Genomic DNA, 13,711 nt, shown 5'->3' with positions numbered 1-13,711 from the left:
TTACCCCCGCAGATCCAGTGCGATGTCAAGGGCCGGCGCCGAGTGCGTTAGCGCTCCCACCGCAAGGTAGTCAACGCCAGTTTCGGCCACAGGACGGGCCGATTCCAAGGTCAATCCCCCGCTGGCTTCAAGTGCAACCCTGTTTTTCGCCCGACTTTTCACGACTTGTACGGCACGCACCGTGTCCTCAATCGTGAAGTTGTCGAGCAGGATCTCCTCCGCCCCTTCGTCGAGCACGGCCTCCAGTTGGTCCAGCCGGTCGATCTCCACCTCGATGGGCAGGTCGGGGTACCGCTCCCTGACCGCCCTGAACGCCTCGGCCACGCCGCCGGCGGCCACCACGTGGTTGTCCTTGATCAGGGCGGCGTCCGACAGCGACATCCGGTGGTTGACGCCGCCGCCGCAGCGCACCGCGTACTTCTCCAGTGCCCGCAGCCCGGGCAGCGTCTTGCGGCTGTCGCGCACGCGGGCCGCCGTGCCGCTGATCGCCTCGACCCATTTGGCGGTCTGCGTGGCCACCCCGGACAGGTGCGTGAGCAGGTTGAGCGCGGTGCGCTCGGCGGTCAGCAGGGCCCGCGTCGGGCCCTCGACGGTCATCAGCACGTCGCCCGCCCGGACCCGCTCGCCGTCCTTGGCCCGCCGCTCGGTACGCCCCGCCCCCAGCCGCACGAACACCGCCTCGGCCACGGCCAGCCCGGCCACGACACCGTCTTTGCGGGCCACCACGTCTGCCGCGGAGTGCTGATCGGCGGGGATGGTGGCCAGGCTCGTCACGTCGCCCGCCTCCTGCAGGTCCTCTTCGAGCGCCCGGTCGATCAGCGCGTCGACCTCGGCCGGGTCGAGCCCGGCGGCGGTCAGCTCCTGCGCCAGACGCGGCGGCATCGCGTCGCCGTGCGGCGTGTACGTCATGCGGGGCCCCTCCTCCGTCAGGGTCACATCCAGGTGTCCCAGCCATTCGTTGTCGTCGCGCGTGTCGTGGTCCTCGCGCCAGTGCGAGCCACGCGTCTCCAGCCTGGCCGCCGCCGCGCCGATGAGCACGGTGGCCACGGTGAGCAGGTTCGTGGCCTCCCAGGACTCGGTGCAGGCCGGCACCTCCACGGGCGTCCAGCGGGCGTCGCGCAGCGCCCTGGCGGTGGCCAACAGCGACTCGCGGCTGCGCAGCACGCTCGCCCCCCTGCTCATGTGGGCCTGGATCCTGGGCCTGACCCGCGGGTCCACCAGGCCGCTCGGAGCGTCGCTCGCGACGGGCTCGCCCGGCGCCGGGCGTACGGCGTGGATGTCCTCGGCGATGCGCTCGGCGAAGACGAGCCCCTCGAGGAGGGAGTTGGAGGCGAGCCGGTTCGCGCCGTGCACGCCCGTGCAGGCCACCTCGCCGCAGGCGTACAGGCCCTCGATCGAGGTGCGCCCGCGCAGGTCCGTGCGGACGCCGCCGCTGGCGTAGTGCGCGGCCGGGGCCACGGGGATGGGCTCGGTCGCCGGGTCGATGCCGTGCTCGCGGCAGACCGCGTAGATCGTCGGGAAGCGGGTCTCCCAGTTCCCCAGGTGACGACCGTCGAGGAACACGTGATCGCAGCCGGTCGCGTGCATGGTACGCATGATCGCCTTGGCCACGATGTCGCGCGGCGCCAGGTCGGCCAGCTCGTGCACGCCGGTCATGAACCTGTTGCCGTCGTGGTCGATCAGGACCGCGCCCTCGCCCCTGACCGCCTCGGAGATCAGCGGCTGCTGCCCGGTCGAGCCCTCGCCGAGCCACAGCACGGTCGGATGGAACTGGACGAACTCGATGTCACGCACCACGGCCCCGGCACGCAGCGCGAGCGCGACCCCGTCGCCGGTGGAGACCACGGGGTTGGTGGTGGCGGCGTACACCTGGCCCATGCCGCCGGTGGCCAGCACCACGGCCCTGGCGAGCACCGCGCCGACGCCGTCGCGCGCCCCCTCGCCCATGACGTGCAGCGTCACGCCCCTGGCCCGGCCCCTGGCGTCCTTGAGCAGGTCCAGCACCAGCGCGTGCTCGATCACCTCGATCGAGCCGGCGCGCACCGCCTCGACGAGCGCCCGCTGCACCTCGGCGCCCGTGGCGTCCCCGCCGGCGTGCACGATCCTGCGCCGCCGGTGACCGCCCTCCCTGGTGAGCTGGAGCTCGCCGTCGGAGGTCCGGTCGAAGCGGGCGCCGCGCGCCATCAGCCGCCGAAGCGCGCCCGGGCCCTCGGTCACCAGCGTCCGCACCGCCCGCGCGTCGCAGAGGCCGACCCCGGCGAGCAGCGTGTCCTTCAGGTGCTCCTCGGGCGTGTCCCGCGGGTCGAGCACGGCCGCGATGCCGCCCTGGGCCCAGCGGGTGGAGCCCGACGACAGCACGTCCTTGGTCACCACGAGAACCTTGGCGGCCGGGTCCAGCTCGGCATGGCGCAGGGCCACGGTCAGGCCCGCGATGCCGGAGCCCACGACGACCACGTCGGCCTCGGCCGTCCAGCCGGGGGCCGGAGCGGTCAGCCGCAGGGGAATGGCCGGTGCGCTCATTGGGGTCTCCTCACTGAGGCAATTTCGTCAATATGACGATAACGCCTGGGGCGGAGTGAGCATGCCCCGGGGTTCAGCGACCGTCCGCCGTCCCGAGGTCCCCGGTTTTCCTGATGAACGCCTCGTACGCGGCGAACGGCTCCAGCCCCACGGCCGCGCGCCGCTCGTCCAGCAGCTCGGGCTCCTCGATCGGCATGGGCTCCAGGCCGTCCACGCCGTCGTGGAACTGGGTGCCGTACAGCTGGAGGCGGCCGGAGCGCACACGTACCCGATCCTCCAGGTACGCCAGGTCGCGTGGCGAGGCCTCGTCCCGCTCGACGGCTTCGGCCATCACCTCGCGGAAGAGGCGCTGCGCCTCGATCGAGGTGGCGTGCTGCGCCAGCAGCCAGGCCGCCCGCGCGGCCCGCTCCCCGACCTGTGAGACCAGCGGCCAGCCGCGGGTGGCGACCACAGAATAGAGCCAGGCGGTGTTGCCCTCGTCGAACCTCTGGAGCCGGGCCAGCCGCCTGTCTCCGGGAAAGCCCTTGGCCGGGTCGCGCATGGCCTGGTCGACCCTCATCCGCCGGAGCAGCTCGTCCCGTAACTCCTCGTCGGTCATGACCCGACGGTAATCCGCCTCAGGCGGGATTCAAGGTCAGGGTGACGTTGTCGATCAGCCGCGTGCTGCCGACCCTGGCGGCCACCGCGAGCACGGCCGGGCCCGCATAGGACTCGTCCACCTCGGTGAAGGTCGCCGGATCCACCAGCGCCAGGTAGTCGACGACCAACCGCGGGCCCGCCGCGTCGAGCACCTCCATGGCCGCGACGCGGATCCGCGACGGAGTGGACTCGGCCGCGCCCTGGTGGAGCGCCCGGGAGAGCGCCAGCGCCACCTGCCGGTCGTCGGCGGACAGGTAGCGGTTGCGGCTGGACATGGCCAGGCCGTCGGGCTCGCGTACGGTGGGCGCGCCGACGATCTCGACCGGCACGTCGAGGTCGGCCACCATGCGGCGGATCAGCGCGAGCTGCTGGGCGTCCTTCTGTCCGAAGATCGCCACGTCCGGCTGGACCAGGTTGAACAGCTTGAGCACGACCGTCAGCACGCCGTCGAAGTGCCCCGGCCGGGCGGCGCCCTCGACGATCTCGCCCATACGGCCGGAGCGGAGGCTGACCTGACGGTCGGGGAGATACATGTCCTCGGCGGAGGGATGGAACACCACGTCGACGCCCTCGGCCCGGCACACCTCCAGGTCGGCGTCGAATGTCCGGGGATAGCGGGAGAAATCCTCGTTGGGCCCGAACTGCAGAGGGTTGACGAAGATGCTGACCACGACCTGGTCGGCCCGGGCGCGGGCGAGCCTGATCAGTGACCGGTGGCCCTCGTGCAGTGCGCCCATGGTCGGCACCAGGGCCACCTCGCCACCGGCACGTGCCTTGACCAGGTCGTCCCGGTTCCTAGCGACGATCAGCTCCATAACGCCCTCCCTGCTCACGGCCGCACTCCGCGCGGCGGCTCGGTCGCCATATGCCGCCGCCTTCCCCCGCTCTGGTCGCTGCGCTCCCGCCGCTCCTCCAGGCGACGGGACTCCCTCGCGGTCATGTCCATATGTTGCCGCCCAGCGCGTCGAGCAGCCGCTCCGCCTCCTCCGGTTTGAGCAGCCCCGCGGCCAGCGCCCGGTCGGCCGTGAGCCTGGCCAGCGCGATGTAGGCGTCGGCCGCCTCCGGAGCCGCCAGGATCAAGGCGTCCACGTGTTTGCGCACGGTGCCGGCGTCGCCGCGGACGACCGGGCCGGTCAGGCCCGCGATGCCCAGCCGCAGCACGTTGTCGAGCGCGGCGCCGAGCAGCGGGCCCAGCATCCGGCCCGGGTGCTCGACGCCGATGCGGGCCAGCAGATCCTGCGACTCGGCGATGAGCGTGACCATGTGGTTGGCGGCGCCGGCCAGCGCCGCGTGGTAGAGCGCGCGGTCGGCGTCGGCGATCCAGACCGGCTCGCCGCCCATCTCGATCACCAGGGCCTCGGCGATGGGGCGCAGGGGGTCGGGCGCGGTCACGCCGTACGAGATGCCTGTGAGCTTGTTGAGGTCGTCGTCGCGGCCCGTGAACGTCATCACCGGGTGCAGCGCGAGCGGCAGCGCGCCGGCCTTGGCCGCCGGATCGAGCACGGAGAGCCCGTACGCCCCGCTGGTGTGCACCAGCAGCTTGCCCTTGAGGTCGGCCCCGGTGGTGGCCAGGCCGTTGACGAGGTCGGGCAGCGCGTCGTCGGGCACGGTGAGCAGAATGAGCTGGGCCGCCGCCACCACCTCGTCGGGCCGCGACGGCGTGAGGCCCAGCCGGTCGGCGGCCCATCGCTGGGAGTTGTCGGACACGCCGCTCGCGGCCACGATGCGGTGACCGGCCTGCGCCAACGCGGCGCCGAGAGCCGAGCCGACCTTGCCCGCTCCGAGCACGCCGACAGTCAGCCGGGCCGGGCGATCCCCTGCGTCCATGACGTCACACCCCTGTCGACCTTTTTGGCACTGCCGACCAGCGTAACGGCCTCTCCGGAAAGGGGATGTGACCGGTGCTTTGCCGCATGTTGAGTTAGCGACAAAAGGGACAAGGGCATACAAATGGGTGCACCCCCTGTCGGAAGAGATGAGGAGAGGGGTTCATCGCATGGCCGCGGGCGCCGAGTCCGGCCGGACCCGACGCCCGCATAGTCGCGACCCCTTGGAGGTGCGCCCGGCCGGTTCATCCGCCGACTGACCGGCCGGGTACGGAGCCCGGACCGGACCGCGCCGGTCCGGGCTCTGTCGCTGTCAGTGGTGCACGACCACGGCACCGCCCTTGCAGCCGGCGATGGCCTTGCCGATGATGGCCACCGCATTGCCGCAGATGTTGATCGGGACGCTGACCGGAAGGTGAACTTGGTTGCCCGATAGCACACCACCGTTGCCGCTGGTGACGTCGGCGTGCGCGGCCGGGGCGGCCAGCGCCAGCATGGCGGCGGCTCCGGCGACGACCAGGGTCTTCTTGAGCATGAGAGCTCCTCTCGAGAGTGCTTGCCCGACCAGAGCGACACGATCCGGCACAAGGGGGCTGCCGGAGCGCGATCACTCGATGACGAACGGTAACGGTAGCGTAATTGCGCGACAAAGAGTAGCCATACGATAACTCTCCGTGGCAGTCGAAAATCATGAGATAGTCCAAGGCATGTGGCTCACGTGGCGCGTCGCAACGGAGCGGGCGCTCTACGGCCAGGAGGGCTTCTATCTGCGAGAGCGCCCTTCGGGCCACTTCCGCACCTCGGTGAGCGCCTCGGCGGCGTTCGCCGACGCGGTCCTCGCCCTGCTGCGGCAGGTGGACTCCGACCTCGGGCGACCCGAGGTGCTCGACCTCGTCGACATCGGCGCGGGCGAGGGCGCGCTGGTCGCCGAGGTGCTGGCGGCCGCCGAGCCCGGGCTGCGTGACCGGCTGCGCATCACGGCCGTCGACCTCTCCCCCAGGCCGGAGGGCCTTCCCGAGCGGATCGGCTGGCGCAGGCACCTGCCGACCGCCATCACGGGTCTGGCCATCGCCAACGAATGGCTCGACAACGTCCCGCTGGACGTGGCCGAGCAGACACCCGACGGCCCGCGACTGGTCATGGTCAACGTCCGTACGGGCGAGGAGCGCCTCGGCGGCCCACTGCGACCCGCCGACCGGCAGTGGCTGGACCGATGGTGGCCGCTGTCCCGCGTGGGCACGCGAGCGGAGATCGGCCGACCCCGCGACGAGGCCTGGGCGTCGGTCATCACGCGCCTCACCAGGGGCAGGGCGATCGCCGTCGATTATGCACACCCTGTGGATAACCGGCCGCCGTGCGGCACGCTCGCCGGGTACCGCGACGGCGCGGTCGTTCCCCCGATTCCAGACGGGACCTGCGACATCACGGCCCACGTGGCGCTCGACGCGTGCGCGGAGGCCGGGCGGCGGGCCGGCGCGATATCCACAGCCTTGTCCACACAGCGCGACGCGCTGCGCGCGCTGGGCATCACCGGTGCCCGCCCGCCGGTCGAGCTGGCCCGCACCGATCCGCGCGGCTACCTCCGGGCCCTGGCGCGGGCCTCGGAGGAGGGCGAGCTGATCGACCCGTCGGGGCTCGGCGGCTTCGGCTGGCTCGAACAACGCCTCTGAGCCTCAGGGTCCCCCGGGGAAGGGAAGACGAGGTCCAACGGCCCCCGGCCGGTCCCGCCGACCGCCCACCACGCGTAGCCGGGTGGCTGATGTCCTCATGGGGAGGGAGGACGGGGTCCGGCGGGCCCCTGACGGCCCCGCCGACCCCGACCACGCGTCGTCGAGTGGCTGACGCCCTTCGGGGAAGGAGGCCGACGGCGAACACGCGGCGTCGGGTGCATACGGGGCCCGGCCATGCGTCGCCGGCCCTGGGTCCCGGGCACGCGTCCTTCGCTCGGGGTCCGGGCACGCGTCCTTCGCTCGGGGTCCGGGCACGCGTCCTTCGTCCCGAGGCCCGGCCGCCCCTCTCTCGCCCCGGGCCTCAGCCAACGGACCCCCTCCCCCAAAGGACCCCAGCCGAAGTGCGACGGGGCGCAGGCTGCGGCGACGAAGCCGAGGGGGACGGATTCGTTCAGCTCTCCGCGGTCAGCTCCAGGGACCGGAGGCCGCGGATGATGTAGCCGGGCTTCCAGACGGGCTCCATGCGCAACTCCAGCCGACTCGCCCGCTCCAGCAAGGCCCCGAACGACTCCATGAGCTCGATCCGGGCCAGCGGAGCCCCCAGGCAGAAGTGGATGCCGGCCCCAAAAGAAATGTGCGGGTTGTCGGCCCGCCCCACGTCCAGCCGGTCAGGGTCCTCGAACACCGCCGGATCGCGATTGGCCGACCCGAACAGCAGCGCCACCTCCGACCCGCGCTGGATCGTCACACCGTGGACCTCGATGTCCTCCAGCACCCACCGCTCGAACATCTGCAGCGGTGTGTCCCAGCGCATCAGCTCCTCGACGGCCGTGGGCAGCAGGCCGCGGTCCGCCCGCAGCCGGGCCAGCTCGCCGGGGTTCCTGAACAGCGACCACCAGCCGTTGCCGGTCACGTTCACGGTGGCCTCGTGACCGGCGTTGAGCAGCAGGACGCAGGTGCCGACCAGCTCGTCCTCGGTCAGCTCGGAGATCTGGGCGAGCGCGCTGATCAGGTCTTCCCCGGGGTGGTTCCGGCGCTCGCGGGCCAGGGACTTGAGGTAGTCCGCGAACTCCGACGCCGCCCGCACCGCGGTGTGCTGCGCCTCGAGTGTGGGGTTGAGCTCGTACATGCCGCAGATGTCGGCCGACCAGGGGCGGAGCAGATGGCGGTCACTCTCGGGGATGCCGAGCATCTCCGCGATCACCGTCACCGGGAGCGGCTCGGCGACCTCGGCGATCACGTCCCCGCCGCCCTTCTCCACGTACGTGTCCACCAGGCCCTCGGCGATGGCCCGCACGCGGGGCCGCAGGGACTCGACCATGCGCGGCGTGAACGCCTTGGAGACCAGCCGGCGCAGCCTGGTGTGCACCGGCGGCTCGACGTCGAGCATGCCCGCCCTGATCACCCGCCAGAACGGCTCCTGGAAGTCCGGCTCCGGCTCCCTGCCGAACTCCTCGTGGCCGGCCACGTGGAGGTACGACCGCCCCAGCCGGCGGTCCCTGAGCAGGGCGTTCACGTCGGCGTGGCGCGAGATCAGCCACTGGTTCGTCGGCTCGAAGTAGCAGACGGGCGACTCGCGCCGCAGCTCGTCGTAGACCTCGTACGGGTAGGCCACGAAATCAGGATTCCAGGGATCAAAGCGCACTATTTCATCTTAGAAGCACTGGTTTCCGACTCGACCTGCTTGGTGTTCTTGCTGCGCATCCGGATGTTCAGCAGCTCCACGACGACCGAGAACGCCATCGCGAAGTAGATGTACCCCTTCGGGATGTGCTGGTCGAGGCCCTCGGCGACGAGCACCACGCCGATCAGCACCAGGAACGCCAGCGCCAGCATCTTGATGCTCGGGTGCTGGTCCACGAACCGGCTGATCGGCCCGGAGGCGAAGAGCATCACGAGCACCGTCACCACGACCGCCGCGATCATCACCCCGAGCTCGTCCACCATGCCGACCGCCGTGATGACCGAGTCGAGCGAGAACACGATGTCGAGAATCATGATCTGCACGATCACCGAGGTGAAGGAGGCCGCGACGGCCTTCTTGCCGTCCTTGTTGACCGGGCCGTCCATGCTGTGGCTGATCTCGGTGACGCTCTTGGCCAGCAGGAAGAGGCCGCCGAGCAGCAGGATCAGATCTCGGCCCGAGATCTCGTGGCCGAGGACGGTGAAGAGCGGCTCGGTCAGCTGCACCACCCAGGACAGGCCGAGCAGCAGGAGCAGCCGGCTGATGAGAGCCGCGGCCAGGCCGAGGACGCGTGCCCGATCCCGCTGCTCAGGAGGTAGTTTCCCCGCCAGGATGGAGATGAAGATGATGTTGTCGATCCCCAACACGATCTCTAGCGCGACCAGGGTGAAGAAACCGATCCAGATCTGCGGGTCGGTCACCCAGTCCAACATATGCGTACCTCCATGACACCTCACTGACGGTTCGGCGGTAGCAACGAGTCAGCAGTCGTAAAAGTTCGCCGACTTGCGCTTTACCGCCCGCCGTAGGTTATAGTGCGGCCGTAGGTCATGAGTGCCAGCGACAAGCCCCGGCTAGCTGGCCGGCAACCCTCGCGTCCGCGGCGGGGTGCCCCGGGTGAAGACCTGGTCCGCCACGGGGTGTGGCGGGCAAGCGCGGGCTCCGTGGCTGCTCCAGGGGTCCGAAGACCCTGAGGGAGATGTGCCGTGTCCACGCTGACGATCTTCAACTCCGTCCCCGCCCAGACCGCCGCCCCCAGCGTTGCCGTCACCGGCGACCGGCCGATCCCCGCCGTGGTGGGCGCCGACCTCGAGGTGCCGGTCAAGGGCGGCAGGCTGGTGGGGTACGCCAACCTGGACTACGCGGCCAGCGCGCCCTGTCTGGAGCCGGTCAGCGCGGCCGTCGCCGCCGCGCTCCCGGCCTACTCCAGCGTCCATCGCGGCGCCGGCTACGCCTCGCAGCTCACCACCGCCCGGTACGAGCAGGCGCGCCAAACGGTCAGGGCGTTCGTCGGCGCCCGTCCCGACGACGCCGTGATCTTCACCCGCAACACCACCGACGCCACGAACCTCCTGGCCGGATGCCTGCCCGCCGGCACCACGACCGTGGTCTTCGACACCGAGCACCACGCCTCGCTCCTGCCCTGGCCGAAGTCCGTACGGCTGGCGCCGCCCGCCTTCCCCGGCGAGGCCGTCCGCGCCGCCGACGAGGCGCTGGCCGCGATCGACGGGCCCAAGCTGCTCGTCGTCACCGCCGCCTCCAACGTCACCGGCGAGCTGTGGCCGATCGCCGCCCTGGCCCACATAGCGCACCGGCACGGGGCCCGCATCCTGGTGGACGCCGCGCAGCTCGTACCGCACCGGCGGCTCAACCTCACCGCGCTCGACCTGGACTACGTGGCCTTCTCCGGGCACAAGCTGTACGCGCCGTTCGGCGCCGGGGCGCTGGTCGGACGGCGCGACTGGCTGGCCCAGGGGGAGCCGTACCTCAAGGGCGGGGGCGCGGTGCGTACGGTCGGGGACACCGCGGAGTGGCACGACGACCCGGAGCCGCGCCACGAGGCGGGCACCCCGAACGTGCTGGGCGCCATCGCGCTGGCCGCCGCCTGCGACGCGCTCACCGCCACCGGCTGGACGGCGCTGGTACGCGAGGAGGAGCGGCTGCTCGCGCGGCTGCGGGCCGGGCTGGCCTCGGTCAGGGGAGTGCGGGAGCTGTCGCTGTGGGGGGACGATCACCCGCGGGTGGGCATCGTGTCGTTCACCGTGGCCGGGTGGTCGGCGCGTGAGGTGGCCGAGGTGCTCTCCAGCGAATACGGCATCGGGGTGCGCGACGGGAAGTTCTGCGCGCACCCCTTCGTACGGCACCTGCTGGGCACGGACGAGGGGGACTGCGCGGACGGCACGGCCTCCGCGGTACGCGCCTCGATCGGCATCGGGACCACGCAGGAGCACGTCGACCGCCTGATCGAGGCCCTCCGCGACCTCGTCTCCCGCTGACGCGGGGCCTAAGTTAACGGCTCACCGGTTCGGTGGTTTGCGGTGTTCCGGCTGGTCGTCGGAGACCAGGGCGTCGATGTCCCGCATGTCCTCGTCGTTGATGTTCCTCGCGCCCGTCCTGGGCGGCGACGGCTGCCTGGGGACGTTCGGCTGTTCGGGCGTCGTGGGCGACGCCGGCGTCATCGGGCCGCCGAGCCGCCCGGAGGCCGTCCCACCGCCCGCGGACGCACCGGTCCCGCGGGCCATGTCCTCCTCGGCCGCGCGGCGTCCCCGACGCCGCCGGAACAGAGCGCCGAACAGCCCGTCGAGCCCGATCCGGCCGCCCCCGAGCGTCAGGAACAGCAGGCTCAGCGCGCCGAGCGCACCCGCCAGCTCCCAGCCGCCCTCGGACACCAAGACGCCCTTCCCCCAGTGCGCGAACACGATCGCGCCCAGCATGTTGATCAGCAAGAGCAGCGCCACGGGCCGCACCAGCAGACCCACGATCAGCAGAATCCCGCCAACGGTCTCGACGACGGTGGCGAACCCCGCGGCGAGCTCGGGCATCGGGATGCCCATTTCCCTGAACCCCTGCGCCGTGTCGCCGATGCCGCTCCGCCACTTGTTCCAGCCGTGAGCCACGAAGATCACGCCGGTCGCCACGCGCGCGATCAGGGCCGCGACATCGAAGAGAACCTTCTTCATGATGCTTTCTCCCCCCGTTTCCCCGATTCCTCCCCATGTCCGTAGTAGCGATGCGTTTCCATACGATTCCTTGACCATCCCCCGCGCTGGATCACCAACGTCAGCGGTGGCAGCATGGCCATATGACGGAACGCGTGGTCGGAATCGGTGCAGGCGCGAAAGAGCTGGCCACCGAGGACATGATCCTCAACATCGGCCCGCAGCACCCGTCGACGCACGGGGTGCTCAGGCTCCGGCTGGCGCTCGACGGCGAGCGCATCGCCACCGCTGAGCCGATCATCGGATACATGCACCGGGGCGCGGAGAAGCTCTTCGAGGTCCGCGACTACCGCCAGATCATCATGCTCGCCAATCGGCACGACTGGTTGTCGGGATTCGCGAACGAGCTCGGCGTGGTGCTCGCCGCCGAGCGCCTGCTCGGCATGGAGCCGCCGGTCCGGGCCGTGTGGGCGCGCACTCTGCTCGCCGAGCTCAACCGGGTGCTCAGCCACCTGATGTTCCTCGGCTCCTATCCGCTGGAGCTGGGCGCGATGACGCCGATCTTCTACTCCTTCAACGAGCGGGAGCGCATCCAGGCGGTCATGGAGGAGATCTCCGGCGGGCGCATGCACTACATGTTCAACCGGGTCGGGGGGCTCAAGGAGGACCTGCCCTTGGGCTGGCTGGACCGGGTGTCCGAGGCGGTCGCGGAGACCCGCCGCCGCGTGCCGGTCATCGAGGACCTCATCCTGCACAACGACATCTTCCTGGCCAGGACCAAGGGCGTCGGCGTGCTCACGCACGAGCAGATCGCACAATACGGCGTGAGCGGCCCCATCGCCCGCGCCTCCGGCTACGACTTCGACCTGCGGCGCGACGACCCGTACCTGGCCTACCCCGAGCTGCCCGTCAAGGTCGTCACGCGGAGCGGCGGCGACTGCCACGCGCGCTTCGAGGTGCTGTTCGAGCAGCTCAAGATCTCGCTCGACCTGGCCGACGCGTGCGTCGAGCGCCTGCGCTCGCTGCCGCCCGGGCCGATCAACCAGCGGCTGCCCAAGGTGCTCAAGGTGCCGGAGGGGCACACGTACGCGTGGACCGAGAACCCGCTCGGCATCAACGGCTACTACCTGGTCTCCAAGGGCGACAAGACCCCGTGGCGGCTGAAGCTGCGCTCGGCCTCGTACAGCAACATCCAGGTGCTGCGGGAGATGCTGCCGGGACACCTGGTGGCCGACATGGTGGCCATTCTCGGCTCGATGTTCTTCGTCGTGGGTGACATCGACAAGTGACGACCCCGCAACGCGACAAATACGTCGACTGGCTCCGCGCGCTGAGCCTGGTCGTCGTGGTCGTCTGGCACTGGGCGTTCACGATCCTGGTGTGGAAGCCGTACGGGCCGGAGCCGACCAGTCCGCTGGGCTTCACCTCGGGGCTGTGGATCCTGACGTGGCTGCTGCAGGTGCTGCCGCTGTTCTTCTACGTGGGCGGGCACGTGCACCTGTTGTCTTGGAACCGGGCCTGCCTGCGCGGGGTCGGCATCGGGGCGTTCGTCTGGCGACGGATCCGGGCGCTGGCTTTACCGGCGTTGTTCCTGTCCGGGGCGTGGATCGCGATCGGGGCGGTCGTCACGTTCACGTTCCAGGTCGACTGGATGTGGCGGGTGGTGCTGCTGGTGCTCAGCCCGCTGTGGTTCCTCGGCGTCTACCTCGTGCTGATCGCCCTGCTGCCGGTGGCGCTCTGGCTGCACCGCCGCTACGACGTACTGGCCCTGATCTGGCTCGGCGGCGCGGCCCTCGTGGTGGACGTGCTGCGTTTCCGTTACGGGGTCGAGGGGGTCGGCTGGCTCAACATGATCATCGTGTGGGGGCTGGCCCACCAGGCGGGGTTCTTCTACGACCGGATCGTGATCCTGCCCAGGCGCTACGACGTCGCCCTGCTGTGGACGGGCCTGTTCGCCCTGTTCGGGCTGGTGTATTCGGGCATCTACCCCGGGTCGATGGTGGGTGTGCCGGGCGACAAGTGGTCCAACATGGCCCCGCCGACGTTCGTGATCGTGGCGCTGCTGTTGTTCCAGATCGGGCTGGTGGAGGTGCTGCGACCGGCCATGGAACGGGTGCTGGAGCGGCCGGGCTGGCGCCGGGTCAACGACTTCATCAACCGGTATTCCCTGCCGCTGTTCCTGTTCCACACGACCGGGATGGCGATCGCGCTCGGCCTGTCGTGGTGGATCTTCGGCACGCTGGCCACCCCGATCCCGCCGGATCTGTATTGGTGGCTGGAGCGACCCATCGCCATCGTGGGGCCACTGATCTGCACCGCCCCCGTCATCTACCTCTTCGGCCGGCGCCGCACGCCGGTCAGGAAGACGCAGCACGAGGAGCTCGGCGGCTCTGTGGGCTCAGATCGTGGCTGACGATCGCGCGTCGGGTGGGT

General features: G+C 70.7%; 12 protein-coding genes and 1 riboswitch. Of the genes, 4 read left to right on the top strand and 8 right to left on the bottom strand.

What is annotated here, in order from left to right:
* From ID574_RS14100 to ID574_RS14080, 5 genes are all read right to left on the bottom strand, one after another.
* Complete coding sequence (locus tag ID574_RS14100; protein ID WP_188189228.1) at window positions 1–2,520, bottom strand: L-aspartate oxidase; 2,520 nt, start codon at window positions 2,518–2,520, stop codon at window positions 1–3.
* Window positions 2,521–2,593: 73 nt separating this feature from the next.
* Window positions 2,594–3,118 carry a DUF6624 domain-containing protein gene (locus ID574_RS14095; protein WP_188189227.1) on the bottom strand — a complete coding sequence of 175 codons (525 nt, stop codon included), beginning with the start codon at window positions 3,116–3,118 and terminating at the stop codon, window positions 2,594–2,596.
* A 19-nt stretch (window positions 3,119–3,137) separates the two neighbouring features.
* Window positions 3,138–3,974 carry a pantoate--beta-alanine ligase gene (gene panC, locus ID574_RS14090; RefSeq protein ID WP_188189226.1) on the bottom strand — a complete coding sequence of 279 codons (837 nt, stop codon included), beginning with the start codon at window positions 3,972–3,974 and terminating at the stop codon, window positions 3,138–3,140.
* Between the two features lie 121 nt (window positions 3,975–4,095).
* On the bottom strand, window positions 4,096–5,109 hold the full coding sequence (locus tag ID574_RS14085; protein ID WP_262495983.1) for a Rossmann-like and DUF2520 domain-containing protein: 1,014 nt from the start codon (window positions 5,107–5,109) through the stop codon (window positions 4,096–4,098).
* Between the two features lie 189 nt (window positions 5,110–5,298).
* Complete coding sequence (locus ID574_RS14080; protein WP_188189224.1) at window positions 5,299–5,520, bottom strand: chaplin; 222 nt, start codon at window positions 5,518–5,520, stop codon at window positions 5,299–5,301.
* Between the two features lie 172 nt (window positions 5,521–5,692).
* Between ID574_RS14080 and ID574_RS14075 the strand changes: the two genes are divergently transcribed.
* Window positions 5,693–6,655, top strand: coding sequence for an SAM-dependent methyltransferase (locus ID574_RS14075; protein ID WP_188189223.1), 963 nt, complete (start codon window positions 5,693–5,695; stop codon window positions 6,653–6,655).
* Between the two features lie 451 nt (window positions 6,656–7,106).
* Here ID574_RS14075 and ID574_RS14070 read toward each other — a convergent pair whose 3' ends face one another.
* Together ID574_RS14070 and ID574_RS14065 are read right to left on the bottom strand one after the other, a co-directional pair.
* On the bottom strand, window positions 7,107–8,300 hold the full coding sequence (locus tag ID574_RS14070) for a cytochrome P450 (RefSeq protein WP_188189222.1): 1,194 nt from the start codon (window positions 8,298–8,300) through the stop codon (window positions 7,107–7,109).
* Entirely contained in the window at window positions 8,300–9,052 is a 753-nt protein-coding gene (locus ID574_RS14065) for a TerC family protein (protein ID WP_188189221.1), read from the bottom strand. The genes ID574_RS14070 and ID574_RS14065 overlap by 1 nt, the downstream gene beginning before the upstream one ends.
* Before the next feature lie 113 nt (window positions 9,053–9,165).
* A riboswitch (SAM riboswitch) is annotated at window positions 9,166–9,281 on the top strand.
* Window positions 9,282–9,325: 44 nt separating this feature from the next.
* On the opposite strand from ID574_RS14065, the gene ID574_RS14060 reads away from it, so the two are divergent.
* Entirely contained in the window at window positions 9,326–10,615 is a 1,290-nt protein-coding gene (locus tag ID574_RS14060; protein ID WP_188189220.1) for an aminotransferase class V-fold PLP-dependent enzyme, read from the top strand.
* Between the two features lie 21 nt (window positions 10,616–10,636).
* Here ID574_RS14060 and ID574_RS14055 read toward each other — a convergent pair whose 3' ends face one another.
* Complete coding sequence (locus ID574_RS14055) at window positions 10,637–11,299, bottom strand: DoxX family protein (RefSeq protein ID WP_188189219.1); 663 nt, start codon at window positions 11,297–11,299, stop codon at window positions 10,637–10,639.
* A gap of 122 nt (window positions 11,300–11,421) precedes the next feature.
* On the opposite strand from ID574_RS14055, the gene ID574_RS14050 reads away from it, so the two are divergent.
* Together ID574_RS14050 and ID574_RS14045 are read left to right on the top strand one after the other, a co-directional pair.
* Window positions 11,422–12,567 carry an NADH-quinone oxidoreductase subunit D gene (locus ID574_RS14050; RefSeq protein WP_188189218.1) on the top strand — a complete coding sequence of 382 codons (1,146 nt, stop codon included), beginning with the start codon at window positions 11,422–11,424 and terminating at the stop codon, window positions 12,565–12,567.
* Window positions 12,564–13,691 carry an acyltransferase family protein gene (locus ID574_RS14045; protein WP_188189217.1) on the top strand — a complete coding sequence of 376 codons (1,128 nt, stop codon included), beginning with the start codon at window positions 12,564–12,566 and terminating at the stop codon, window positions 13,689–13,691. The genes ID574_RS14050 and ID574_RS14045 overlap by 4 nt, the downstream gene beginning before the upstream one ends.
* The last annotated feature ends 20 nt before the right edge of the window (window positions 13,692–13,711 follow it).

Origin of the sequence: Nonomuraea sp. SYSU D8015, from assembly GCF_008065375.1 — a bacterium.
Lineage (GTDB): Bacteria > Actinomycetota > Actinomycetes > Streptosporangiales > Streptosporangiaceae > Nonomuraea.
The sequence above is the reverse complement of the archived record's forward strand: the minus strand, read 5'-3'. Positions and strand labels throughout refer to the sequence as shown.